Source organism: Arthrobacter sp. A2-55, from assembly GCF_025548615.1.
In the GTDB taxonomy this organism is placed as follows: domain Bacteria; phylum Actinomycetota; class Actinomycetes; order Actinomycetales; family Micrococcaceae; genus Specibacter; species Specibacter silviterrae.
In genome coordinates, this window is the sequence record NZ_JAJLOZ010000064.1 from 1 (window position 1) to 25,488 (window position 25,488).

Annotated in this window: 22 protein-coding genes and 2 tRNA genes; 7 read left to right on the forward strand and 17 right to left on the reverse strand. The window is 66.5% G+C overall.

Annotated features, from left to right (window positions below; all coding sequences use genetic code 11):
• The 4 genes from LPN03_RS15885 to LPN03_RS15900 form a co-directional block, all read right to left on the reverse strand.
• Positions 1-1,657: class I tRNA ligase family protein (locus LPN03_RS15885; RefSeq protein WP_262454979.1), on the reverse strand; the 1,657-nt coding region annotated here is incomplete at its 3' end.
• Positions 1,658-1,928: 271 nt separating this feature from the next.
• Entirely contained in the window at positions 1,929-2,690 is a 762-nt protein-coding gene (locus tag LPN03_RS15890) for an SDR family oxidoreductase (RefSeq protein WP_262454980.1), read from the reverse strand.
• A gap of 35 nt (positions 2,691-2,725) precedes the next feature.
• The gene (locus LPN03_RS15895) at positions 2,726-3,082 is read right to left on the reverse strand and encodes a DUF488 domain-containing protein (protein WP_262454981.1); all 357 of its coding nucleotides are present in this window, start codon (positions 3,080-3,082) and stop codon (positions 2,726-2,728) included.
• A 153-nt stretch (positions 3,083-3,235) separates the two neighbouring features.
• The gene (locus LPN03_RS15900) at positions 3,236-3,934 is read right to left on the reverse strand and encodes a helix-turn-helix transcriptional regulator (RefSeq protein ID WP_262454982.1); all 699 of its coding nucleotides are present in this window, start codon (positions 3,932-3,934) and stop codon (positions 3,236-3,238) included.
• A 73-nt stretch (positions 3,935-4,007) separates the two neighbouring features.
• Here LPN03_RS15900 and LPN03_RS15905 point away from each other — a divergent pair, with 73 nt between their 5' ends.
• Complete coding sequence (locus tag LPN03_RS15905) at positions 4,008-4,739, forward strand: alpha/beta fold hydrolase (protein ID WP_262454983.1); 732 nt, start codon at positions 4,008-4,010, stop codon at positions 4,737-4,739.
• 174 nt (positions 4,740-4,913) lie between these two features.
• On the forward strand, positions 4,914-7,532 hold the full coding sequence (gene valS, locus LPN03_RS15910; RefSeq protein WP_262454984.1) for a valine--tRNA ligase: 2,619 nt from the start codon (positions 4,914-4,916) through the stop codon (positions 7,530-7,532).
• Here the strand turns inward: valS and LPN03_RS15915 are convergent.
• The 9 genes from LPN03_RS15915 to LPN03_RS15955 form a co-directional block, all read right to left on the reverse strand.
• Positions 7,529-8,341 carry an SGNH/GDSL hydrolase family protein gene (locus LPN03_RS15915; RefSeq protein ID WP_262454985.1) on the reverse strand — a complete coding sequence of 271 codons (813 nt, stop codon included), beginning with the start codon at positions 8,339-8,341 and terminating at the stop codon, positions 7,529-7,531. The genes valS and LPN03_RS15915 overlap by 4 nt on opposite strands.
• A gap of 1 nt (position 8,342) precedes the next feature.
• Entirely contained in the window at positions 8,343-9,665 is a 1,323-nt protein-coding gene (locus LPN03_RS15920) for a UDP-glucose dehydrogenase family protein (RefSeq protein WP_262454986.1), read from the reverse strand.
• On the reverse strand, positions 9,662-10,807 hold the full coding sequence (locus tag LPN03_RS15925) for a glycosyltransferase family 4 protein (protein ID WP_262454988.1): 1,146 nt from the start codon (positions 10,805-10,807) through the stop codon (positions 9,662-9,664). Before LPN03_RS15925 ends, LPN03_RS15920 begins: the two co-directional genes overlap by 4 nt.
• Before the next feature lie 410 nt (positions 10,808-11,217).
• Positions 11,218-11,856: a DsbA family protein gene (locus LPN03_RS15930; RefSeq protein WP_262454989.1), complete on the reverse strand. Its 639-nt coding sequence runs from the start codon at positions 11,854-11,856 to the stop codon at positions 11,218-11,220.
• Between the two features lie 64 nt (positions 11,857-11,920).
• Positions 11,921-13,207 (reverse strand): ATP-dependent Clp protease ATP-binding subunit ClpX, encoded by a 1,287-nt coding sequence (gene clpX, locus LPN03_RS15935; protein WP_165180525.1) that lies wholly within the window; start codon positions 13,205-13,207, stop codon positions 11,921-11,923.
• Between the two features lie 198 nt (positions 13,208-13,405).
• Complete coding sequence (locus LPN03_RS15940) at positions 13,406-14,098, reverse strand: ATP-dependent Clp protease proteolytic subunit (protein WP_165180524.1); 693 nt, start codon at positions 14,096-14,098, stop codon at positions 13,406-13,408.
• 32 nt (positions 14,099-14,130) lie between these two features.
• A complete protein-coding gene (locus LPN03_RS15945) occupies positions 14,131-14,751 on the reverse strand; it encodes an ATP-dependent Clp protease proteolytic subunit (RefSeq protein WP_165180523.1) in 621 nt (206 codons plus the stop codon).
• Positions 14,752-15,069: 318 nt separating this feature from the next.
• Positions 15,070-16,443 (reverse strand): trigger factor, encoded by a 1,374-nt coding sequence (gene tig, locus LPN03_RS15950; protein ID WP_410468609.1) that lies wholly within the window; start codon positions 16,441-16,443, stop codon positions 15,070-15,072.
• An 88-nt stretch (positions 16,444-16,531) separates the two neighbouring features.
• A tRNA-Pro gene (locus LPN03_RS15955) sits at positions 16,532-16,604 on the reverse strand.
• A gap of 166 nt (positions 16,605-16,770) precedes the next feature.
• Here LPN03_RS15955 and LPN03_RS15960 point away from each other — a divergent pair.
• Positions 16,771-16,841: transfer RNA gene (locus LPN03_RS15960), tRNA-Gly, on the forward strand.
• A gap of 102 nt (positions 16,842-16,943) precedes the next feature.
• Here the strand turns inward: LPN03_RS15960 and LPN03_RS15965 are convergent.
• From LPN03_RS15965 to LPN03_RS15980, 4 genes are read right to left on the reverse strand one after another with little or no spacing between them, the layout of a single operon-like run.
• Positions 16,944-17,912 (reverse strand): Fpg/Nei family DNA glycosylase, encoded by a 969-nt coding sequence (locus LPN03_RS15965; protein WP_262454993.1) that lies wholly within the window; start codon positions 17,910-17,912, stop codon positions 16,944-16,946.
• 8 nt (positions 17,913-17,920) lie between these two features.
• A complete protein-coding gene (locus tag LPN03_RS15970) occupies positions 17,921-18,970 on the reverse strand; it encodes a DUF1648 domain-containing protein (RefSeq protein WP_262454995.1) in 1,050 nt (349 codons plus the stop codon).
• 51 nt (positions 18,971-19,021) lie between these two features.
• A complete protein-coding gene (locus LPN03_RS15975) occupies positions 19,022-19,495 on the reverse strand; it encodes a ribose-5-phosphate isomerase (RefSeq protein ID WP_165180519.1) in 474 nt (157 codons plus the stop codon).
• A gap of 58 nt (positions 19,496-19,553) precedes the next feature.
• A complete protein-coding gene (locus LPN03_RS15980; RefSeq protein ID WP_262454997.1) occupies positions 19,554-20,546 on the reverse strand; it encodes a hypothetical protein in 993 nt (330 codons plus the stop codon).
• A 238-nt stretch (positions 20,547-20,784) separates the two neighbouring features.
• On the opposite strand from LPN03_RS15980, the gene pepN reads away from it, so the two are divergent.
• The 4 genes from pepN to LPN03_RS16000 all read left to right on the forward strand — a co-directional run.
• Positions 20,785-23,334, forward strand: coding sequence for an aminopeptidase N (pepN, locus tag LPN03_RS15985; protein WP_262454999.1), 2,550 nt, complete (start codon positions 20,785-20,787; stop codon positions 23,332-23,334).
• A 113-nt stretch (positions 23,335-23,447) separates the two neighbouring features.
• The gene (locus LPN03_RS15990) at positions 23,448-24,287 is read left to right on the forward strand and encodes an SGNH/GDSL hydrolase family protein (RefSeq protein ID WP_262455001.1); all 840 of its coding nucleotides are present in this window, start codon (positions 23,448-23,450) and stop codon (positions 24,285-24,287) included.
• Positions 24,278-24,760: an OsmC family protein gene (locus LPN03_RS15995; RefSeq protein WP_165180515.1), complete on the forward strand. Its 483-nt coding sequence runs from the start codon at positions 24,278-24,280 to the stop codon at positions 24,758-24,760. Before LPN03_RS15990 ends, LPN03_RS15995 begins: the two co-directional genes overlap by 10 nt.
• Before the next feature lie 75 nt (positions 24,761-24,835).
• A partial coding sequence (locus tag LPN03_RS16000; RefSeq protein WP_262455004.1) for a mechanosensitive ion channel family protein occupies positions 24,836-25,488 on the forward strand: 653 nt, incomplete at its 3' end.

A 25,488-nucleotide genomic window follows, 5' to 3' on the forward strand; every position in this document is an offset into this window, starting at 1 on the left:
CGTTGTTCAGCGGCAGGCGGCCGAAGTCGGCCTGCATCTCGGCGAGGGAGCCGTAGACGTCGGTGCGGGGGTACTCGGGGTCGTCGGACTGCCAGACGGGGATGGGGCTGCCCCAGTAGCGGTTGCGGCTGATGGACCAGTCGCGGGCGTTGGCCAGCCACTTGCCGAACTGGCCGTCCTTGACGTTGCCGGGGATCCAGTTGATGTCCTGGTTCAGTTCCAGCATGCGGTCCTTGAACTTCGTCACCTCCACGTACCAGGAGGATATGGCGCGGTAGATCAGGGGCGTGCGGCAGCGCCAGCAGTGCGGGTAGCTGTGCACGTAGCTGGCCTGGCGCAGCAGGCGGCCGGCGTCGCGGACCACGCGGGTGATGGTTTTGTTCGCGTCAAAGACCTGCACGCCGGCGATGTCGTTGAGCGGGCCGCCCTCAAACAGGGGCAGGAACTTGGCGCCTTCGTCCACAGAGAGCACCACGGGGATGCCGTACTTCTCGCAGGTCTTTTGGTCCTCTTCACCATAGGCGGGCGCCTGGTGGACAATGCCCGTGCCGTCGGTGGTGGTGACATAGTCAGCCACCAGAACCTGCCAGGACTTGGCCGTGCCGTACTTTTCATCGTCGGCAAAGTAGTCCCACAGCGGCTGGTACTTCAGGCCCTCCAGCTCGGCTCCCACGTAGGTGGCGGTGACGGCGGCGGCCGCGGCAGCCGCGTCGTCGTACCCCAGGTCCTTGGCATGGGCGCCCACCAGGTCTGCGGCGAGCAGGAACTTTTCCGCGGACGGGTTTCCGGTGGTTGAGCCCGTCGAAACCCCATTGGGGCCAACAGGCACGACGGCGTAGCTCACCGCAGGCCCCACGGCCAGGGCCTGGTTGGTGGGCAGGGTCCAGGGGGTGGTGGTCCAGGCGATCGCGGCCACGCCGGCGAGCTCCTTGGACAGCTCGGATTCGCCTGCCAGCAGGGGGAAGGTGACGGTGACGGTCTGGTCCTGGCGGTCCTTGTAGACGTCCTCGTCCATGCGCAGCTCATGGTTGGAGAGGGGCGTCTCATCCTTCCAGCAGTAAGGGAGCACGCGGTAGCCGTTGTAGGTCAGGCCCTTTTCGTGCAGCTGCTTGAACGCCCAGAGCACGGATTCCATGTACTCGACGTTGAGCGTCTTGTAGTCGTTGTCGAAGTCCACCCAGCGGGCCTGGCGGGTGACGTATTCCTGCCATTCGCCGGCGTACTTCATGACGGAGGAACGGCAGGCGTCATTGAACTTGTCGATGCCCATGGCCTCGATCTGCTTCTTGTCCGTCATGCCCAGCTGCTTCATGGCCTCCAGCTCGGCGGGCAGTCCGTGGGTGTCCCAGCCGAAGCGGCGCTCCACCCGGCGGCCGCGCTGGGTCTGGTAGCGGGCCACGAGGTCCTTGGCGTAGCCGGTGAGCAGGTGGCCGTAGTGGGGCAGGCCGTTGGCGAAGGGAGGTCCGTCGTAGAAGACGAATTCGTTGGAGCCGTCGGTGCCGGCATCCCGGGCGTCGATGCTGGCCTGGAAGGTGCCGTCTTCCGCCCAGTACTTCAGGACCAGTTCCTCCACTTCCGGGAAACGCACGGAAGCTGGCACATGGTTGGATTCGGCATGGAGGCCATGGGCCGCGGTTGCCTTCGGGAAGTGGGTCATCACATCATCCTGGTGGTGGGCGATCAATTCAGGATGCAAGGACGGCTTGCGCCGCGGTACCACCTCGCTTGCCGCCCTCCGGTTTCACCCTTTGCGCGGCCGCTCATTAGCTGCTGTGACGGGCTTACCCGTCCGGTTCTACCAGCCCTTTGTGCGGGGCGTTCTTCCGGAAGCTCACCGGTGATGGCCGGGTCAAAGCTTTGCTTCACATCCTACGGGATGCGGGCCGCTGCCCGCATCCCGCCTGCTGTGGCGCGGGCGGCGCGCCCGCTCAGCTGGTGCGGATGAGCTTATGGTTGGCGGCCTGGGCCACGGGCCGGATCACAATCTGGTCCAGGTTGATGTGGTGGGGAAGCCCGACGGCGTAACCCACCACTTCCGCCACGTCGCCGGCAGTCAGCGGCTTTTCCACGCCCTGGTAGACCTTCTCCGCCGCTTCCTTGTCGCCGCCCAGCCGGTTGAGCGCAAACTCCTCCGTGGCCACCAGGCCGGGTGCCACCTCGATGACGCGCAGGTTGTTTTCCACTTCCTCCAGACGCAGTGCGTTGGTGATGGCGTGCTGGGCAAACTTGGCTGCGTTGTATCCGGAGCCGCCTTCGTAGGCCACCAACCCCGCGGTGGATGTCAGGTTCAGCACGGTGCCGCTGCGGTGCGCCCGGAGGGCGGGGAGGAACGCCTGCGTCACTTTCAGTGTGCCCATGACGTTGACCTGGAACATCCACTCCCAGTCGTCGGCATGCGCGCTGGCAAGCCGGTCCACGCCGCGGGCGCCTCCGGCCACGTTGATCAGCGTGTCGAGGCCGCCATGGTCGGCAACGAAGGCGGCGAGGGACTCAACGTCGTCGTCGCGGGTCACGTCGGCAGCGAAGGCCAGGGCGCCGGTTTCTGCTGCCAGGGCTTCGAGGCGGTCCGCGCGGCGGGCCACGGCCACCACGTGCCAGCCGTCGGCGCGGAGCTTGCGGACGGTGGCAGCGCCGATGCCGGAACTGGCGCCGGTGACTACTGCATGATGGAAGGGGGCGTTATCAGTCATGCTCCCAATGTATCGCGCAGCTGGGAATGTTTTGTCTAGTCCAGTTTTGTCTCCACGCCGTTGAGGAAGTCCAGCAGCACGGCGGCCTGGTTCTGCAGGTGGTCCTTCGCGCTGTAGAGCAGAACCACCTTCCCGTGCTCCCCGACCAGGCTGCGGATCTCCGCGACGGCCGGGTTGTGTTCCAGCTCCGCCCGGTAGTCCGCGACGAATGCGGCAAAGTGCTCCGGCTGGTGTCCGAAGGCGTTGCGCACCCCGGTGCTGGGGCCCGCCTCCTTGAGCCAGACGTCAATGCGGTCCTTTTTGATCCCCCGCGGCCACAACCTGTCCACCAAGACACGGTATTCATCCGGTTCGGGTTCCTCATACACTCGCAAAATCCTCAGTGTGCCCATGTTCGCATCATAGCCCCGGGATGTGTGCGCCCTGCCCGTCCCCTGCCACCGGCTGTCTCCACTTGGATGGCCATGAAACGCCGGCGCCAAGTACCCAAAGAGTCCGCAAAGCTGTCACACGGTGGCACTGGCCGGAGAAGTTGAATCTATGGCTCACTCGTCAAGGCCGTGCACCGGCTTGGCGTTCGCCGGGGGTTCTCCAACCTCGCTGATGGTGTGGCCGCTGCAGGCCGTTTTGGTTACGGTGGCCTGCTCAATGCGGGACACGGTAAACCACCGTATTGCCTCGCGCATTCGGCACCATCCAACCAGGTACCACTGGCCGTTCGTGGAAGCGAACAGTACTGGCTCGACGTCACGGACGGTTGTACTCCCGGCCTTGGATGTGTGGCGAATGCGGACTACTCTTTGCTCGGCCATCGCCTCCTCCAATGCCGACTTGGTGGCCCGCGAGGACAAGGCAGGAGCGTTGACCCACACGCGGCGGGCCAGCTCGTCAGCCCTTGCCCGGGTTCTGGGATCCAGGACGTCCAGGATTTTCTGCACACCGGCGGCTGCCAGATCGGCGTAGGGGGCATCAGCAGCAGCGGACACGGCCGCCATGAGCGCCACAGCCTGCGCCGGTGACAGGGTGACAGGTGGCAGGGACGCGCCGCTGGCCATTCCGTAACCACCACCAGGACCTGGGCGCGACCATAGCGGCGCACCGCTGTTCTCCAGCGAATCGAGGTCCCTCTTGACTGTGCGCACGGACACAGCGAACTCTCTCGCCAACCGTTCAGCCGAGATTCCCCGCGCGCCGCTGCGGCGCAACATCTCGGATAGGGCAATGAGCCTTTCTGCCCGCTTCACGGTTCAATCCCGGATAAATTCATGACATAAATAGTGACATACTCTTGTCCGCAGGGCGTGCGAGGGTTGTGGCATGACAACCACCATTGCCTCTCCAACCGTCATCCTCATCGCCGGCCACTGGCTGGGTGCCTGGGCGTGGGACGAAGTCCTTGAGCACCTGAAATCGGACCTCCCCGGTGCCATCGCCATGACGCTGCCCGGTCTCGACGTGAACGATCCTTGGCGTGCGACTCGAACCCTCGACGCCCAGGCCGAAGCGATCCTGGCCGTCATTGCCCAACACGGCAATCAGCCTGCACTGCTCGTGGCCCACAGTGGGGCCAATGCCCCCGTCAGCCTTGTCATGGACCGGCATCCTGAGCTTGTCCGCCGGGTGCTGTGGGTCGACTCCGGCCCCGTGGCGACGGGAACTGCCTTCGCCCCGGACTTCCCGGAGGAGTTGGACGAGCTTGTTCTGCCGCCCTTCCCCGTCCTCGCACAGCAGGCGAGCCTTGAAGACCTGAGCGCAGGGATGCTCGAGCGTTTTCGGGCCCTTGCCGTTCCTGAGCCCGGCCCCGTGCTCCGTCAACCCATCGTGCTCAGCAACGAGGCCCGCCGCAAGATCCACACGACCTTGGTCTGTTGCTCAATCCCCAGCGCGCAAGTGTTGGAGCTGGCCCAAACCGGCCATCCCAGGTTCGCCGAAGTCGCGAATTTCGAACATCTCCACATGATCGACCTCCCCACGGGCCATTGGCCCATGTGGAGCATTCCACGCGACCTTGCCAAGGTGCTTGCTTCGGAGACTGCTCGAAGCAGCTGAACTCCCGGCACGAACCGGCCGTTCCCCGCAAGCTCACGGCAGCTTTGCTCCCCACCCAGCAGCTTTTGAAGCTGCCGGGGAGGAAACGCCGCATGATGCCCATACCTGCCGCGCATAGTGCAGGCAAGATCCCCTGAATCTTGGGTTCGGGCCAACTCGTGAAAGAATTGCCAAATGGCTGAAAACATTCCGGGCACAGACACGCCCGCACCCACGAGCACCGTTCCCGACAAGCCGGCCCTTGAAGGCCTTGAAGAGTCCCTGACCAGGCGCTGGCTCGATGAGGGGACCTACAAGTTTGACCGCGAGACCACGCGGGAGCAGGTGTACTCCATTGACACTCCCCCGCCCACGGCTTCCGGTTCTCTGCACGTGGGGCACATGTTCTCCTACACCCAGACGGACGTGCTGGCCCGCTTCCAGCGCATGAACGGCAAGAATGTTTTCTACCCCATGGGCTGGGACGACAACGGCCTGCCCACCGAACGCCGCGTGCAGAACTACTACGGCGTCCGCTGTGACCCGAAAATCCAGTACGACGCCGGCTACCGGCCGCCCGCCACGCCCGCCAAGAACCAGCGCGACTTTGACGTGGTCTCGCGCAGGAACTTCATCGAGCTCTGCGAAGAGCTGGCCGTGGAGGACGAGAAGGTCTTTGAGAACCTTTTCCAGACCCTGGGCCTGTCCGTTGACTGGGACCTGACGTACAGGACCATCGACGACCACTCCCGGGCCGTTTCCCAGCGCGGCTTCCTGGAGAACCTTGCCGCCGGCGACGCCTATATGGCCGAAGCGCCGACCCTGTGGGATGTCACGTTCCGCACTGCCGTGGCCCAGGCCGAGCTGGAAGACCGCGAAATGCCCGGTGCCTACTACCGGTATCCGTTCTTCGCCGAAGACGGCACCAAGATCTACATCGAGACCACCCGTCCCGAACTGCTGGCAGCGTGCTCCGCACTGGTGGCCAACCCGGACGACGAGCGCTACCAGCCGCTGTTCGGCAAAAAGGTCACCTCGCCGCTGTTCGGCGTCGAGGTTGAAGTTCGCGCCCACCCGCTGGCCAAGGCAGACAAGGGCTCCGGCATCGCCATGGTGTGCACCTTCGGCGACCTGACCGACGTCACGTGGTGGCGTGAACTGCAGTTGCCCACCCGTGCCATTGTGGGCCGCGACGGCCGCATCATCGGCGACACCCCCGCCTGGGTCACGTCCGAGGAAGGCCGGGCCAACTACGCAGCCATCGCCGGGAAGACGGTCTTCAGCGCCAAGGAAGGCGTGGTTGCCATGCTGTCCGAGGCAGGGCTGCTGGACGGCGAGCCGAAGAAGATCATGCACCCCGTGAACTTCTTCGAAAAGGGCGACAAGCCCCTGGAAGTGGTCACCTCCCGCCAGTGGTACATCCGCAACGGCGGCCGCGACGCCGACCGCCGCGAACGCCTGATCAACCGCGGCAAGGACATCGAATTCCATCCGTCGTTCATGCGTTCGCGCTATGACAACTGGATTTCCGGGCTGAACGGCGACTGGCTGGTTTCCCGCCAGCGCTTCTTTGGCGTGCCCGTCCCCGTCTGGTACCCGCTCGACGCCGATGCCAACCCGGACTACGACCATCCCATCCTGCCCGGCACCGACCAGCTTCCCGTCGATCCGGCAGCGGATGCGGCCCCCGGCTACACCGAGGACCAGCGCAACGAACCGGGCGGCTTCATTGGCGACGCGGACGTGCTCGACACCTGGGCCACCTCCTCCCTGACCCCGCAGATTGTGGGCGGCTGGAGCCAGGACGAGGACCTCTTCTCGAAGGTCTTCCCCTTCGACCTGCGCCCCCAGGGCCACGACATCATCCGCACCTGGCTGTTTTCCTCCGCTGTGCGCGCCGACGCCCTGCAGGACGGCGCCCCGTGGAAGCATGCCGCCATCTCCGGCTGGATCCTGGACCCGGATCGCAAGAAAATGTCCAAGTCGAAGGGCAACGTGGTGGTCCCCACCGACGTGCTCAACGACTTTGGCGCCGACGCCGTCCGCTACTGGGCCGCGTCCGCCAGGCTCGGGGCCGACACGGCGTACGAGATTGCGCAGATGAAGATTGGCCGCCGCCTGGCGATCAAACTGCTCAACGCCTCCAAGTTTGTCCTGAACCTGGGCGCCACGGAAGCCAATGTGCTCACGGGCGCCACTGAGGTGGCCAGCAACCCCCTGGACCGGGCGGTGCTGGCCCAGCTGGCCGACGTCGTGCGCCAGTCAACGGCGGCGTTTGAAAAATACGACTATGCCAAAGCCCTCCAGATCACCGAAAGCTTCTTCTGGCATTTCACTGACGACTACGTGGAACTGATCAAGGACCGCGCGTACGGTGCGGCCGGCGAGGCGGGGAAGGCGTCCGTCCTTGCAGCGCTGGCCACCACGCTGGATTCGCTGCTGCGCCTGTTTGCCCCGTTCCTGCCGTTCGCCACGGAAGAAGTGTGGAGCTGGTGGCGCACCGGTTCCGTCCACCGCGCGCCGTGGCCGGCCGCCATTGACGTGCTCGACGGCGACACCACCATGCTGTCAACAGTCGGGGACGCGCTGGGCGGCATCCGCAAGGCCAAGTCCGAGGCCAAGGTCAAGCAGCGCACCCAGGTGCTCTCGGCCACCGTGACGGCCACGGCGGCCAAGGCTGCGCAGCTTGCTGCCGGTCTCGGGGACCTGAAGGCGGCGGCAAATGCGGAGGCCATCACCGTGGTGGCCGGGACAGGCGAACTCACCGTGTCCGACGTCGTGCTGGCGCCGGCGGAAGAGCCCGTCCAGGCCTAGTCCCGGCCTGACGAAACCCGGGCCAGCTTCTTCAGGCCCTTGCGGGGCGGCACCCGCACCGGCTCCGGCCAGCGGGGTGTGAGCGTGTCGCCCAGGGTAACCCCGCGGAGTTTGCGCGCAAACATGGGCAGCACCCAGTCCCGGATCCACCGCCATTGGTCCCGTCCCCAGTCCTGCCAACTGGGGGCGGGACCTTCCGCCTTCTCCTTGAGCGTGATGGCATGCGGCACCTCCAGCACCTCCAGCACCCGGGCGGCCAGGTACTTGTGGCCGGCCTTGGACATGTGAAGCCTGTCGACGCACCACATGCGCGGGTCGCGGTAGGCACCGAACTCCGCGTAGTCAACCACGTCGGCACCGTGGCGGGCCGCGATCTGCCGGACGCCGTCGTTGTACTGGTGGTTCTTGCGGCGCAGGGGTGACAGTACGGCGGAGACCTCCACGTCGTAGCCGGTGAACAGGACCAGCCGCGCCCCCGTGGCGGCGAGCCGGCCTACCAGGAACTCGTAGTCGGCCAGGATGTCCGGCACCCGTGTCCCGACGTCCATGATGTCGTTGCCGCCGGCATAGAGGGTGACGAGGGTCGGTTCCATGGCCACGGCCGGCCCCAGCTGTTCGGCAATGATGTGCCGGAGCCGCTTGCTGCGGATGGCCAGGTTGGCGTATTCCCAGCCCGGCTCATGGCGTGCCAGCCCCTCCGCCACCCGGTCCGCCCAGCCGCGAACCCCGTTGGGCAGGTGCCGGGACGTATCCCCCACGCCTTCCGTGAAGGAGTCCCCCAGGGCCACATACCGCCGTGCTGCACCCAATTTACGCCACGGGGCTGCTGGTGCGGGGCTGCTGCGCCCCCATGCCGCAATAGTCCCAGCCGGCCCGCCGCCAGGCCGCCGCATCCAGGGCGTTGCGCCCGTCCAGCACCACGGCGCGGGCCATGGCGGCCGCCGCCTCTTCCGGGTCCAGCCCCGTGAACTCAGGCCATTCCGTCAGGAGCACGGCCAGCTCGGCCCCGCGCAGGGCGTCAAGCGGCTCGGCTTCAAAGGCCAGCTGCGGACACTGGAGCCTTGCGTTGCCCAGCGCCTGGGGATCGGTCACCGTTACCACCGCGCCCTGTGCCGCCAGCTGCAGGGCAACGTCCAGCGCGGGTGAATCGCGGATGTCGTCCGTGCCGGGCTTGAAGGCCGCGCCGAGGATGGTGATGCGCCGCCCTTCCACGCTTCCCCCGCACAGCCGCACGGCCCGCTCCGCCGCCCTGAACCTGGCGTCCGCGTTGATGCCGTCCACCAGCGACAGCAGCTCATCCAGTGACTCCACGCCGCGCTGCTGCGCCTGGGACCGGAAGGAACGCAGGTCCTTGGGGAGGCATCCCCCGCCGAATCCCGCGCCGGCCTGCAGGTAGCGGCCGCCGATGCGGCCGTCATGCCCCAGCGCCTCGGAAAGCCGGACGACGTCGGCACCGGCGTCCTCGCAAAACTCACCCACGACGTTGATGAAGGAGAGCTTCAGGGCCAGGAACGCGTTCGCCGCAACCTTGATCAGTTCGGCCGTGGCGAAGTCGGTGACCACCCGCGGGGTGCCGCGGTCCAGCACGGCCGCATAAACGGCGTCGAGCACGGAAACGGGGCCGTCACCGGCCACCCCGTACACCAGCCGGTCCGGCAGCAGCGAGTCCTGCACGGCCGTGCCCTGGCGCAGGAACTCCGGGTTCCAGGCCAGCTCGGCACCCGTGCCGGACAGGTACCCGGCCACGGCGTTCGCCGTGCCCACCGGCACCGTCGACTTGCCCACTACCAGGGCGCCTGGCCGCACGTGCGGGCGCAGGGCGGCAACGGCGTCGAGCAGCTGCGAGAGGTCTGCGGCGTTGGCGGTCTTGGACTGCGGCGTGCCCACGCACAGGAAGTGGACCTCCGCTGCGGCCAGCCGGGCAGGATCCGCCGTGAACTCAAGCCGGCCGGCGTCCAGGCCCTCCCGCAGGAGGGGTTCCAGGCCCGGTTCGTGGAACGGCGCCCGGCCGCCGGCCAGCAGGGCCACCCGGGCGCTGTCGTTGTCCAGGCCCACCACGTCGTGGCCCATGGACGCCAGCGTGGCCGCGTGGACGGCACCAAGATAGCCGCAGCCGATAACCGATATTTTCATTTGTTCCCCTTCAGGGCGGTTGCTTGCAGGCGGTTTTCCGCCATGGCCTCGCCATACAGCCCGACCAGCCGGCTGCAGACCGCCTCCCAGGTCCGCCCCTGGACCTGGGCCAGGGCCGCCGCGCCGAACGCGGCCCGCTTGGCGTCGTCACCCGTCAGGTCAGTGACATAGCCGCGCAGCTGGGCCAGGTCGCCCGGCTGGTACAGCCAGCCGGTGCGGGAGGAATCAACCAGGTCCACCGGCCCGCCGCGGCCGGTCGCCACCACGGGAACGCCGGACGCCATGGCCTCCTGGATGGTTTGGCAGAACGTTTCCAGTTCGCCCGGGTGGACAAACAAGTCAAAGGACGCAACCGCCGCAGCCAGCTCCTCCCCACCGAGGAAGCCGGTGAAGTGGGCCTCCGGGAGCAACTCCTGCAGTGCCTGGCGGCGGGGTCCGTCCCCCACAATGACCAGCCGGGTGTTGGGGATTCCGGCCAGGGCTGCCAGGTCTTCAAGCTGCTTCTCCAGCGCCAGCCGGCCCACGTACCCGATGATCCGCTCGCCGCCGGGAGCCACCCTGGACCGGAAGGCGGGGCTCCGCTTGCCGGGGTGGAAGCGTTCCAGGTCAACGCCGCGGCGCCAGAGCTCCACCCGGGGAATGCCATGCCCGCGCAGCTGGTTCACCGAGTCCGACGACGGCGCCAGGGTTTTGGTGGCCGCCATGTGGATGCGCTCCACCCTGCTCCAGGCCCAGTTTTCCAAAAAGGGCATGCCGTATTTCGCGGCATATCCGGGAACGTCGGTCTGGTACACGGCCACGGTGGGGATGCCCAGCTGCTTCGCCGCCCGCACGGCGCGCCACCCCAGGACGAACGGGGAGGCCAGGTGGACCACGTCCGGGCCAAAGTCGGCCAGCAGTGCCTTGACCCGGGCCACACCGCCGACTGCAACGCGTATGGTGCGGTAGCCCGTGACAGGAATGGCAGGCAGGCGGTGGACCGCTGCGCCTTCGACTGTCCCCGGGGCGTCTTCCGGCGTGGACGGGGCTATGACCAGCACTTCGTCACCCCGGCTGGCCAGGAATTGGAGGATTTTCAACAGGGAATGGGTGACCCCATTCATTTCCGGCAGGAACGATTCAGCAACTATGGCAACCTTCACGCTTCCACCATGGCGGGCCAAGGTGGCCGCCGGCCGGTGCTGGGGAGTCCCGGCGGTGAAGAGTGGGTTAACGCCTGCCCCCGCTGAGGGCAAAGGGGAAGCCCCATCGGCATTTTGCCGTCGGTGGGGCTTCGGCTTTCGGCCACTGCGTGACGTGCGGTGGTCTTGCGGACTCCATTGCCTTTCAGTGCATTTAGCCGCGTCACCGGCTTCCAGTTCCTAGTTTCACGGGACTGCCGCCATGGGCGGTATCCCAATGTATCAATCGGTTCTGTCGCTGAATCTCTGGTGTCTGCACCCTCTCCCGAAGGATGGGGTAAGAAAAAGTATGCGCCTGTCCAATGGCAAAAACAAGGGCAGGGACGGACCAGTTTTTGTAACCGGCCCGTCCCCGCCCTTCCTGCAGTCTGCTAGCCGAACTGCGGGCTCTCGGTGCGGCTCCGCTTGATCTCAAAGAAGTAGGGGAAGCTGGCCAGTGCCACCGTGGCATCCCACAGTTTCCCGGCGTCCTCGCCGCGCGGAATGCGCGTGATGACGGGGCCAAAGAATGCCGTGCCGTTAAAGGCCACGACGGGCGTACCCACGTCCTGGCCAACCTTGTTGATCCCCTCGGCGTGGCTGGCCCGCAGGGCGGCGTCGTGCACGTCGGTGGTGGCGGCCTGCGCCAGTTCGGCGGGCAGTCCGACTTCCGCCAGTGCCTTGGCGACCACGTCGGTGAGGTCCTTGTTGGCGTGGATGTGGATCTGGGTTCCCATGGCGTCGTAGAGGGGCTTGATGACAGAGGGGCCGTGTTCCTCGGCGGCGGCAATGATGACGCGCACGGGTCCCCAGGCGCGGGCCACGTGGGCCTTGTATGCTTCGGAGATGTCTTCCTTGTGCTCATTGAGCACCGACAGGCTCATGACATGCCAGTCCACGGTGATGTTGCGAACCTTCTCCACCTCTCCGATCCAGCGGGAGGTCACCCACGCAAACGGGCAGGTGGGGTCAAACCAGAAGTCTGCCTTTTCGGCGGTGGCAACATCATTGTGGGACACGGTTTCAGACACAGCGGTCTCCTTCGTCAACTGAGGAATGTGCGTACGTGGCACGCCTATCAGTGCCAACGGAAAATCAGGCGGACTTGTTCCTGCGCTTGGCCACAACATCGTGGGGAATCAAATTTGGTTCCGCCTTCTTGAGGACGGCCTCGGCAGTGACCACCACGGTGGCAATGTCTTCGCGGCTGGGCAGGTCAAACATGACGGGCAGCAGGACTTCCTCCAGGATGGCCCGCAGGCCGCGGGCCCCTGTGCCCCGCGCCAGGGCGAGGTCGGCAATGGCAGCCAGGGCGCCGTCGTCGAACTCCAAGTCCACGCCGTCCAGGGTGAACATCTTTTGGTACTGCTTGACCAGGGCGTTTTTGGGCTCGGTGAGGATTTGGATCAGGGCGGTGCGGTCCAGCTGGGTCACGGTGGTGATGACGGGCAGCCGGCCGATGAACTCCGGGATCAGCCCAAACTTCAGCAGGTCTTCGGGCATGACGTCGGCGTAGGTGGCCTCGGACTGCTTGAGGGCGCTGAGGGGGGCGCCGAAGCCGATGCCCTTCTTGCCTGCCCGGGAGCCGATGATGTCCTCGAGTCCGGCGAAGGCGCCGGCCACAATGAACAGCACGTTGGTGGTGTCGATCTGGATGAATTCCTGGTGGGGGTGCTTGCGCCCGCCCTGCGGCGGCACCGAGGCGACGGTGCCCTCGAGGATTTTCAGCAGGGCCTGCTGCACGCCCTCCCCGGAAACGTCGCGGGTGATCGAAGGGTTCTCGGACTTGCGGGAGATCTTGTCGATCTCGTCAATGTAGATGATGCCCTGCTCGGCCTTCTTGACGTCGAAGTCGGCGGCCTGGATGAGCTTGAGGAGGATGTTCTCCACGTCCTCGCCCACGTAGCCGGCTTCCGTCAGGGCCGTGGCGTCGGCAACGGCGAACGGGACGTTCAGGCGGCGCGCCAGGGTTTGGGCCAGGTATGTCTTGCCGCAGCCCGTGGGGCCCACCAGAAGGATGTTGGACTTGGCGATCTCCACCTCGTCATGGACGCCTCCGGCCAGGGTGGTCGACTTGACGGCGTGGCCGGACTGGATCCGCTTGTAGTGGTTGTAGACGGCCACGGCCAGGGAACGCTTGGCCGGTTCCTGGCCAATGACGTATTCCTGCAGGAAGTCAAAGATTTCCCGCGGCTTGGGCAGTTCAAAGGCGTCAAGGTCGGCCACTTCGGCCAGTTCCTCGTCAATGATCTCATTGCACAGTTCAATGCATTCGTCACAGATGTAGACGCCCGGTCCGGCGATGAGCTTGCGGACCTGCTTTTGGCTTTTGCCGCAGAAGGAACACTTCAGCAGATCAGTGCTTTCGCCCATTCTGGCCATGCGTGCTTCCTTCCGCGGATGGAACGGAACGCCAGCTCCGTGCCATTGCTGTTCAAACTGTCGTGTCGCAAAACGGGACGCGGTGCGTGCCCGCTTTGCATGATGGTTCCACTCTAGGCCAAGCCACTGACATTGGGCGGAAACCAAACGCCGGGGCGCCCTGGTTTGCGGCGCCCCGGCGTCGGGATTTTCTGCTGGCTAGCGGGCGGCTATCGCTGCGGGCTTGATCTTGCGCGGCGCCAGCACCTCGTCGATCAGGCCGTAGTCCTTGGCCTGCGCGGCGGTGAGGATGTTGTCGCGCTCAATGTCGTTGCTGACCTGCTCGGGTGTGCGCCCGGAGTGCTCCGAGAGCGTGTTTTCCAGCCATTCGCGCATCCGCATGACCTCATTGGCCTGGATTTCCAGGTCGGAGGCCTGGCCGCCCTGGCCGCCGGAAAGGGCAGGCTGGTGGATCAGCACGCGGGCGTTCGGCAGCGCCAGGCGCTTGCCGGGGGATCCGGCGGCGAGCAGCACCGCCGCTGCGGAGGCCGCCTGGCCCAGGCACACGGTCTGGATCTCGGGGCGGATGAACTGCATCGTGTCGTAAATGGCCGTCATCGCCGTAAACGATCCGCCGGGCGAGTTGATGTAGAGCGTAATGTCGCGGTCGGTGTCGTCGGCCTCAAGCACCAACAGCTGCGCCATGACGTCATCGGCGGAGGCGTCGTCAACCTGGACGCCCAGGAAGATGATGCGGTCCTCAAACAGCTTGGTGTAGGGGTCCTGGCGCTTGAAGCCGTAGGGGGTGCGCTCCTCGAACTGCGGGAGGACGTAGCGGCTGGTGGGGAGGTTGCCTGCGGTGCGGCCGAAACCTGCGGTGCCGAAGGCGGTGCTGCCAAAATTGTATGTCATGTCCATGCTCCTGAAGTCTGTTCCCGGGCCCGTTAGTTCGCGCTGGTTCCGCCGCCACCGGCTACGGTGCCCGCATGCCGGCTGATCTTGTCGAAGAAGCCGTATTCAAGGGCTTCCTCGGCGGTAAACCACTTGTCACGGTCATTGTCCGTGAGGATCTTCTCCACGGTCTGCCCGGTCTGCTCTGCGGTCAGTTCCGCCATGACCTTCTTCATGTGCAGGATCAGTTCCGCCTGGATCTTGATGTCCGACGCCGTTCCGCCAATGCCGCCGGAGGGCTGGTGCATGAGGATGCGGGCGTTGGGGGTGGCATACCGCTTGCCCTTGGTCCCGGAGGAGAGCAGGAACTGGCCCATCGATGCGGCCAGTCCGGTGGCCACGGTGACCACGTCGTTCGGAATGAACTCCATGGTGTCGTAAATGGCCATGCCGGCCGTGACCGAACCACCGGGAGAGTTGATGTAAAGGAAAATGTCCTTTTCCGGGTCCTCCGCGGAGAGCAGCAGCAGCTGGGAGCAGATCAGGTTGGCGTTGTCGTCACGGACTTCCGAGCCAAGCCAGATGATGCGCTCTTTGAGCAGGCGGTTGTAAATGTATGTATCCGAGCCTGCCGATTCCGGGCCGGCCATCGACGGGGTGGTGTGCTGTGCCATGGTGGACTTACCTCTCCTTCGTGCGGCCCGCCGGACCTTGACTGCCCCGGCAACTACCGGAGCACCCAGTCCAATTCCGGACCATCACTAATCTTCACTACTTGGACAGTAGCCGTTTTTGGCGCTGTTTTGTTTCGCAAAACCGTGCTGTTCGCTGACGGCGCACGGTGGCGTCCGCCCACAGCGGACCGCGGCGGCGGAACGGTCCCGCCGCCGTCGTCCGGGCCCGGGGCACGGAGCTTTCGGGACGGAAAAAGCCGTTGCCGGCTCCCCTGGGGGAACCGGCAACGGCCTTGGTCTTTGTGCTGCGGGAAAAGACTAGATGCGGACTTCGCCCGGGTCGGTCACGGCGGTGGGCTCGATGACCTCGTCGCCGTCAACGGCGTCGAGCTCTTCTTCCTCGCCGGCCACGGAGACAAAGTCGGTCAGGTCGACGTCGGCGCCGTTGGTGTCCTTCACGGCGGCCTGGGCCAGCACGGCGGCCAGGGCCTTGCGGCGGCGGACTTCGCCGACGATCATGTTGACCTGGCCGGAGGAGTCGAGCATCTGCGCGAACTGGTTCGGGTCCATGCCGTACTGGCTGGCGGAGGAGACGATGTAGTCGATCAGCTCGGCCTGGCTGACACCGATTTCTTCCTTGTCGGCGATGGCGTCGAGGATGATCTCGTTGCGGAATGCACGCTCGGTGTTTTCCTTGACCTCGGCGCGGTGCTCTTCGGTGTCGTGGTCCTCGCCGTGCGAGTTCTCCGGCTTGAAGTGCTGCTCGATCTGCTCGGCAACCACGGATTCGGGCACGGGGACCTCGATGAGCTCAACGAGCTTGTCCAGCACCTTGTCGCGGGCCTCGACGCCCTGCTCCATGGTCTTGGAGTCGGCGGCCTGCTTGGCCAGGTCCTCGCGCAGTTCGGCAATGGTGTCGAATTCGCTGGCCAGCTGGGCAAAGTCGTCGTTGGCCTCGGGCAGTTCGCGGACCTTGACGGCGGTGACCTTGACGGTGACCTGTGCGTCCTCGCCGGCGTGCTCGCCGCCTGCCAGCTTCGTGTCGAAGATGGCTTCCTCGCCGGCGGACAGGCCGGTGGCGGCCTCGTCCAGCCCTTCGAGCATATTGCCGGTGCCGATCTGGTAGGACAGGTCCGAAGCGGAGTCAACCTCTTTGCCGTCAATGACGGCGGCGATGTTGATGGTCAGGAAGTCGCCGTCGGCGGCGGGGCGGTCCTCGGCCTTGAGCGTGCCGAAGCGGCCGCGCAGCTCGTCGAGTGCCTTGTCGGTGTCGGCGTCGGTGGCTTCCGCGGCCTCAACCTCGACGGCGATGCCGGCGTAGTCGGGCAGCTCAATCTCGGGGCGGATGTCCAGCTCGACGTGGAACTTCAGCTCGCCGTCGGTCGCGGTCGGGTCCGGAACCTCGGTGATTTCCACCTCGGGGCGGCTCAGGGGGCTGATGCCGGTTTCCACCACAGCGCTCTGGTACCAGCCGTTGAGGCCCTCGTTGATGGCGGTTTCCAGGACATAGCCACGGCCAACGCGCTGGTCGATCAGCTTGTTGGGGACCTTGCCCTTGCGGAAGCCAGGCACCTGGACCTGTGTGGCAATCGTCTTGTAAGCCTCTGCAATGCTGGGCTTCAATTCCTCAAAGGAAACCTCAACATTGAGCTTTACCCGGGTGGGCGTGAGGTTTTCGACAGCGCTCTTCACAGCGTGGTACTCCTGATGGTCTGTTGGTGGATGTTAGGCACCAGCACATGGGCAGTCACTGACCAAACGTGAACCGGATAATGCTGAGTCGGGGCGACAGGACTCGAACCTGCGGTCTCCTGCTCCCAAAGCAGGCGCGCTAGCCACTACGCTACGCCCCGTAGTGCCCGCAACAGTCTACGGGCAAAAGATCGCAGATGCACAATTAGCCCCGGCGCCAAAGGGGTCCGGAGGCCCCGCTGCCGATTTGCGGCCCACCGGCACCATTGCTAGTATCGAGGAGTTGTTCAGCCGAGAGGCGGAAATGACAGCCCCAAGCATCGCTTCGGGGGCGTAGCTTAATGGTAAAGCCTCAGTCTTCCAAACTGATTACGCGGGTTCGATTCCCGTCGCCCCCTCCGTTATTACAGAATTGCCGCCGTTCCCGCATTTTGCCGCCGTTATAGCTGCGTCAAAATGCGGGAACGGCGGCATTTTTCGTTTCAGGACCGCTGTTCGTTTCAGGACCGCTGGCAGCCGGGGCACCAGTAGAGCTTGCGGCCGCCGAGCTCCACCATGGCCACCAGGGTCCCGCACCGCCGGCATGGCAGGCCGTTGCGCTTGTACACATAGTGCGCGTCCGCCACGGGCACGGCCTTGTTGCCACTGTCGCCCTTATTAACACCGGCAAGGCTCGACGGCGGCACGCCACCCACGCCGACGCCGCCCACACCGACGCCACGCCCCGAAGGCCGATCCGCCAGCTCCGTGGTGATGATCCGGCCGTCGCGGACGCCGTCGGCCATGGTCATCGCAATGTCGTCCCACAAGGCCGCGGCGTCCCCGGGCCGCAGCGACTTTCCGGGCAGCTGGGGGTCAAGGCCCCGGCGGAACAGGGCCTCGGCCCGGTACACATTGCCCACGCCGGCCAGCACGTCCTGCTTCATCAGCTGCAGGGCAACGGAGGTGGAACTCTTGCGGATGCGCCGCACAAATTCCTCCCTGTCGCCGGGGAGGTTGTGCAAGGGGTCCGGGCCCAGTTTTGACCGGACGGCGGCAGCCTCCGCCAGCGTAAGCACCTCGCAGGCCGTGGGCCCGCGCAGGTCGGCCCAGCCGTGCGCGGAGACCAGGCGCACCCGCACGGCGCCACGGGGTTCGGGCGGGCCGTCGTACTCCCCGTTGTCGTCGCCGGCCTCTTCCTGCTCGCCGATCCGCCGCGGGGCGCCAATGCTGGATGCCCCGGTGAACGTCCTGTCGCCGCCAAAGTCCCAGGCCCCGTAGAGGCCCAGGTGCACGCGCAGCACCAGCTCATGCGAAAAGGACAGGAACAGCTGCTTGCCGTGGGCCTCGGCCCGCTCCAGCACGTGGGCGTCAATCCGGGCGGCACCGGCTGCAAACTTTCCCTGCGGGCTGGACGCTGCCAGCTCCGCGCCGCCAAACACGTCATTGAACTGCCGTGCCAGCCGGTGCACGGAATGCCCCTCAGGCACGTCTGGCCCTACGCATGGCGGTTTTCCGCCAGTCGCCGGTAGCCGTTGAGCAGGGCGGCCAGGCGCTCGGCGTTTTCCATGGTGTCGGCATTGACCACGAACTCGCGTCCGCCGGCTAGGGACACCACCAGGCCGGGCCCCCGCCTCACCACAAATGCCGTGCCCCAGGAACCTGCCCGGTATCCCCAGCCGCCATAGCGCATGGGCTCGATGTCCTCGATGGCCTGGGCGGATCCATAGGCGGCAACCGGTAAATGGACAATGCGCCAGCGCCCCCACACCCTGACCGACAGCCCCTCGGAGGACGCTGACACGGTTCCGGCCATGAAGGAAACCACCGCCGCCGCCAGCGCACCGGCGCCCAGCAGCCACCACGGCGATGCAAACGCGAGGACGGCAAGGGCCACAAAGGCGATGCCGCCCACCACGGCGTACATCCCCGGCGTAGCACGGATGCGGCAGCTGGCGCCCTCACCCCGGCCGGCTGCGGCGGCGTCAACGCGGGCACCCCGGGGAAGGCCGCCGTCGTGCCTGCTGCCGGGGAAACTGCCGGGCAGGCCGCCGTCGAACGCCTCCAGCGGACGGGCCGGGACCAGGAAGGCCAGGAGGATGCCTGCCGCGAGGGCGATTCCGAGTCCGGCCCAGACCAGGCCCCAGTCCATGACGGTGCCAACGGCGGAGGACTTGCCGATTTGCGGTGCCAGCCCGGCCACAAAGATCAGCGCCATGAACGCCGTGAAGACCACGGTGAGTGCCACCCCGGCCCGGCGCAGGCCCGAAGCCAGGGAATTCAGGGACAGGCAGCCGCCCACCAGCAGTCCGGTGCCGAGCGTGACGGCAACGCCGAGTGTGGCGGAGGTCCCGACTCCGGCAAAGCCGTCGGCCGCCCCGGATCCGCTCCAGTGCGATGCGACGGGGTTCGGGAGGCGACCTGCAATGGCCAGCAGCCACGCGCCGACACCCGCGGTGATGAGCACCACGGCCGAAGCACTGACAGCAAACGTCCGCCGGTCAAAGGCCGGCGCTCTCCCGCCCCTTGAAGGCTGGCTGCCCATCATCGCTCCCCCTAAAATCGCCTGTTGCCACTGTTCCCCCAAGGATGTTGCAGGCTATTCGGCAACCTCGCCCGTGGCTTCGTAGGCGGCGATCTTGCCGATGCGGCGCACGTGGCGTTCGGCGTTGCTGAAGGGCTCGGCCAGGAATGCCTCGATCAGGGAGGTGGCTTCCTCGACGGAGTGCTGGCGCCCGCCCACGGCCACCACGTTGGCGTCATTGTGTTCGCGGGCCAGCTTGGCCGTGTCCAGGTTCCAGGCCAGCGCGGCGCGCACGCCCTTGACCTTATTCGCCGCGATCTGTTCGCCGTTGCCCGAGCCTCCCAGCACAATGCCCAGGGCGTCCACTCCGGCTGCCTGGTCCGCCACCACGGCGAGTGCTGCGTTGATGCAGAAGGACGGGTAGTCGTCTTCCGCGTCGTAGGCCTTGGGCCCGTGGTCCACCATGTCGTAGCCCTTGGCGGCCAGCGCGGTGATGAGGTGGGCGCTGAGCTCCATGCCGGCGTGGTCGGTTGCGATGTGAACGCGCATGAATTGTCCTTGGGGCTTGTTGGGTTGAAATCCCTCCAAGCCTACCGAAACACCGGGCCTAGTGTTGCCCGGCGTCCTTGCCGGCCCGGCGGTTGAGGATGGCGGCGAGGTCGTCGGCGGTGTCCAGGTTGGGGGCGTTGACCACCACCCGGCCCGCCTTTTCGGTCCGCAGAACGACGCCGGCCCCCGAGTAGGCGAGGAACGATTCACTGCCGCTGTGCCTGCGCAGGCCCCAGCCGCCGTAGTCGCCCGCCTTGATGTCAAGGGACACGGCGCCGTCGACGTCGGTGCACGGCACCAGGATGACCGGCACCAGCCCGGCCAGCTTCACGGAAAGGCGGCGCCTGTCCATGTGGACCGTCGCGCTCAGGCCGGCGATACCCAGCACGGCCAGCAGCGGCAGGGCGAGCAGGAACCAGGGGCTCAAAATGGTGAGCACGGCCCCCGGCAGCAGGCCCGCCAGCAGGATCATGATCACCACCGAGCTGCGCGGATGGATGGCGTAGGCGAGCCGGTCGTTGGCCACAGTTGGGTCCGCTTCGATGGCCAGCAGCTCGGACAGTGCCGCGTCGTCGGAGGCGCCCCACTGTTCGTCCGGCTTGAACGTCAGGGCCAGCACCACGCCCATGGCGCAGGCCAGGCCGGTGCCCATGAGGGCCACCTGGGCGTCCATGGGCTCGGTGGGCAGTCCGCCCTGGCTGGTCTGGCCCACCAGTGCCGCGGCAAAGAAGGACACGGCGGACATCTGCAGGGTCACCGCCAGGCCCAGCAGGATGCGGCGGAGCTGGCGCGGCAGCACTGTCCGTGCCCCCTGCGCGCCGACGCCGATGCCCGGGACCAGGATCAGCCCCACCCCCATGGCAAGGAAAACCGGGAACGGCACCGGAGCGGAGGCCAGCGGCGGGATGGTTCCACCGGCGGGCCCGCCGCCGAGCAGGAGGCCGCCGCCCACCAGCCCCGCGGACATGAGGACGGGAAGGATAATGGCAAAGCGCAGCGCCCGGGCGTCCAGATGCCTGTCCTTGCCGTTCTCCGCTGCGGGGATGTCCATGGCTTCTACTTTTCCACACGGGCAGCGGCCTGCCTATGCCCCGGCCCCTGTCAGGGAGCCCACGGCGCGCGCCCAGCCGGGGAGGCGGGCGTGCCGCCGCCCACACGCGGGGAAGTTAAGTGAAAGACTATGGGCAAGCCGCCGGCGCGCTGAGCCGGCACCGTGGGACCGGGCGCCAGCAGGATGCACGGACCCACCGTCCACCCGACACCGAACGGAAGGCATCACTTTGCCTGGCATGAACCTGACCCGCGCCGAAGCCATTGAGCGCACGGCCACCCTGACCGCGGAGCACTACGAGGTCACCCTGGACCTGACCGCCTCGGAGACCACCTTCCCGTCCACCACCACGGTGACGTTCAGCGCGAAGGAGGGGTCGTCGTCGTTCATTGACGCCGTCACCGACAAGGTCCACAAAGTGACGCTCAACGGCGTGGAGCTGGACCCTGCCGCGGTCAGCAACGGCGTGCGGATCGAGCTCCCCAACCTGGCCGCCCACAACGTGCTCACGGTGGAGGCGGACGCCCTCTTCATGAACACCGGGGAGGGCCTGCACCGCTTCGTGGACCCCGTGGACAACGAGGTCTACCTGTACAGCCAGTTTGAGGTGCCGGACAGCCGCCGCATGTTTGCCGTGTTTGAGCAGCCGGACCAGAAGGCGACGTTCACCTTCCACATCACCGCCCCGGCCCACTGGGACGTCATCTCCAACTCCCCCACCCCGAAGCCAGAGGCGGCCGGCGAGGGCAAGGCCGTGTGGCACTTTGAGCCCACGCTCAAGATGTCCAGCTACATTACCGCGCTGATTGCCGGGCCGTATGCCTCGGTGCGCAGCGAGCTGACCAGCTCCGACGGGCGCGTGATCCCGCTGGGCGTGTTTGCCCGCAAGTCGCTCATGGAGTTCATGGACGCGGACAATGTGTTTGAGCTGACCCGCCAGGGCTTTGAGTTTTTTGAAAAGCAGTTCGGGACACCGTATGCCTTCCCGAAGTACGACCAGCTGTTCGTTCCGGAATTCAACGCCGGGGCCATGGAGAACGCCGGCGCCGTGACGTTCCTGGAAAGCTACGTGTTCCGTTCCAAGGTCACCGATGCCATGGTGGAACGCCGGGCCATCACCATCCTGCACGAACTGGCCCACATGTGGTTTGGCGACCTCGTCACCATGCGCTGGTGGAACGACCTCTGGCTCAACGAGTCCTTCGCCGAGTTCATGTCCACCCTGGCCGCGGCGGAAAATACGCAGTACGTCAACGCCTGGACGTCCTTTTCCTCCCTGGAGAAGAGCTGGGCGTACCGCCAGGACCAGCTGCCGTCCACGCACCCCATCAAGGCTGACATCACCGACCTGGAGGACGTGCTGGTCAACTTTGACGGCATCACCTACGCGAAGGGCGCCTCGGTGCTGCGCCAGCTGGTGGCCTGGGTAGGCCAGGAGGAGTTCATGGCCGGGGTGCGCGCCTACTTCGGCAAGCACGCCTGGTCCAACACCGAGCTCACCGACCTCATGGTGGAGCTGGAGGCCGCCAGCGGGCGCGACCTTTCCACGTGGACGGAAAAGTGGCTGGAGACGGCCGGCGTGAACACGTTCAAGCCCCAGATTGAGACCGGCGACGACGGCGCCATCACCTCATTCTCGATCCTCCAGTCCGCCGTGGCCGAGCACCCGGTGCTGCGCCCCCACCGCGCCGCCGTCGGCTTCTACAACCTGGCCGCCTCGGGCCCCGACGAGGGCAAGCTGGTCCGCACCCACCGCGTGGAGCTGGACGTGGACGGCGCCGTGACCCCCGTGCCGGAGCTGGTGGGACTGGCCCGCCCGGCCCTGGTGCTGCTCAACGACGACGACCTTGCCTATGCCAAGATCCGCCTCGATGACGTGTCGCTGGCCACCGCGCAGGCGCACCTGGTGGACTTCAAGGACTCCCTGCCGCGCACCCTCGTCTCGGCCTCCGTGTGGGATGCCACGCGCGACGGCGAAGCCCCGGCCCGCGCCTACGTTGACTTTGTCCTGGCCACCGTGGGGCGCGAAAGCGACTCCACCGTCATTACGGTGCTGCTGCGCCAGCTGGCCACCGCACTGCACTTCTACGTGGCACCGGAACACCAGCAGGAGACTGCAGTGGCGGCCGCAGACTCGCTGTGGGCCCTGGCCCAGGGCGCCGAAGCCGGCTCGGACGCGCAGCTGCAATTCGCCAAGGCCTTTGCCCTGCAGGCCCAGTCGGACGCGCAGCTGGACGCGGTCCAGGCGCTGCTGGACGGCACGGCAACCTTGGACGGGCTGTCCGTCGACACGGACCTGCGCTGGGAACTGCTGACCTCCCTGGTCGCCGGCGGCCGGGCAGGCCAGGGCGCCATCGACGCCGAACTGGCGAAGGACAACACCCAGAACGGCCAGCTGGCGGCCGCCGCCGCGAAGGCGGCCATCCCCACGCCGGAGGCCAAGGCTGGGACGTGGGAGGCCGTCGTCGTCCGCGGGGACCTGGCGAACGCCGCCGCCCGCAGCGCCATCAACGGCTTTGGCCGCGTCTGGGACACCTCGCTGCTGGAGCCGTACGTGGCGAAGTATTTCGCCGCGGTCAAGCAGGTCTGGGAGGAGAAGTCCTATGAGACCTCCTCCACCATCATCACGGGGCTGTACCCCTCGCAGCTGGTTTCGCAGGCCACGCTGGACGCCACGGATGCGTTCCTGGCCGCCCTGGGCAGCGAAACCCCGGCCCTGCGCCGGCTCATCGTGGAAAGCCGCGACGGCGTCCAGCGGGCGCTGAAGGCGCAGGCCGCCGACCAGTAGCACCCTTTCCGGCAGCGCTGGCCCCCTGCCACCATGGCAGACGGGCCGGCGCTGCCGGAAAACAAGTGGTCGCCACTCTATCCACGGCGCCGGTTTGGAGGTAGCTTCAGGCCATGAGAGCACATCCACTAAAGAAGTTGGCCGCGCGCACAGCCACGGCCGCACTGCTTGCCGGGGGACTCATTCTGGGGTTCACCGGCGTTCCCGCGCTGGCGGCACCGCCGCCGGCCGGCACGTACACCGTCCTTGGTGACTCCTATTCGGCAGGATCCGGCGGCGGGCAGGAAGCCGCGCCGTGCATGCAAAGCCCCTATGGCTATGGCAGCGACTTTGCCGCCGCCAACGGGCTGGCCATGGCCAACCTGGCATGCTACGGCGCCACGATTGACCAGGTGGCGGCCCTGCAGGTCCCGCTGATCCCCTCATCGACCCGGCTCATCACGCTGACCGTGGGCGGCAATGATGTGGGCGCCGGAGCCGTTGCGGCCGCCTGCCTCAGCGGCACCGCAGGCGTGTGCGCAGCAGCGATCGCGGGTGCGCAGGCCAAGCTGGCCATGCTGCCGGCGCAGCTCAAGGCGCTGACCCAGGACATCCGGTCCCAGGTGCCGCGCGCCCAGGTCATCTACATGGGCTACCCGCACCTGCTGGAACCGGCCACCATGGCGGTCATGCGCTACCCGGCTGAACTAGTGGCCGCGGCAGCAGCCGTCAACGGCGCCGTGGACCAGCTCAACGCCGTGCTGGCCCAAGGCGCCCAGCGCAGCGGGGCGAGCTTTGTTTCGGTGACGGCGGCCTTTGACGGCCACGGCTTCCCGTCGACCGACAGCTGGCTGGTGCCGCCCTTCAACCCCTACGCGTTCCATCCCACGGCCGGCGGCTACGCCTCGGGCTATGCGGCCACGCTGCAGAACGTGAAGCTGAGCCCGCCGCTCTATGCTGGAGTATGGCGCTGAACGAACACCACTACGAAATAGACACATTTTGGACGGGCAACCGGGGCACCGGGACGTCCGGCTACAAGGACTACGGCCGTGACCACAGCGTCACGGCCGTTGGCCTGCCCACGCTGCTTGGCTCGGCCGACAGGCCGTTCCACGGCGACCCGGACCGCTGGAACCCGGAACTGCTGCTCCTGACGGCCCTGTCCCAGTGCCACATGCTGTCCTATTTGCACGTGGCCGTCATGAACGGCGTGGTCATCACCCGCTACCAGGACAAGGCCACCGGGACCATGCTGCTCAACCCGGACGGCAGCGGCCAGTTCCAGTCCGCCACGCTCCACCCGCTCATCTCCGTGGCCGATCCCGCCACGTTGGAGCTGGCCCTGGGCCTGCATGCGGAGGCGTCGCGAAAGTGCTTCATTGCCCGCAGCGTGAACTTCCCCGTGCACCATGAGCCGGGCGTGCTGGCGCCCACACAGGACTGAATTCGCCGCGCACCCGCGTTAGGGTTGGAAGAGAACAATCCCGTTCCCAACATGCAAGGTGATTGACGCGTGCCCCTGAACACCCTTGAAGCTGCAGGCAACTCCGTCCTGGACAACCTGCTCCATGCCGGCATTGCCGTGGCCATTTCCCTGCTGGCGTGGCTGGTCCTGCACTACCTGATCCGCATGGTGGTCAAGCGCGCCGAAAAGGGCCCGTGGCGCCAAAAGGGACTGGGCTGGGTCAAGCCCGTGTTCCGAAATCTGGACCCGGTGATGCGCGCCCTCGACAATGAACGCCGCGTCCAGCGCGCCCGGACAATCGGCACGCTGCTGAATTCGCTGTTGACGGTGATTGTGGTGGTCATTGGCGGGTTCTACGTGTTGCTCGCCTTCCATGTGGACATCGGCCCCCTGCTGGCCAGCGTGGGCGTGGTGGGCATCGCCATCGGCTTCGGCAGCCAGCAGCTGATCCGCGACTTCCTGGCCGGCATCTTCATCACCCTGGAGGACCAGTACGGCATTGGCGACATCATCCAGACCAGCGAGGTCATCGGCGAGGTGGAGTACGTGGGCCTGCGAATCACCCGGGTCCTGGGCGAGGACGGCACACTCTGGTACCTGCGCAACGGCGAGATCCTGCGCCTCGGGAACCGTTCCAAGGGCAGCTACACAGCGCCGGAGGCCGAGCCTGCCGCTCCCCCGGCAACCGTCCCTGCCAGCACGACGCC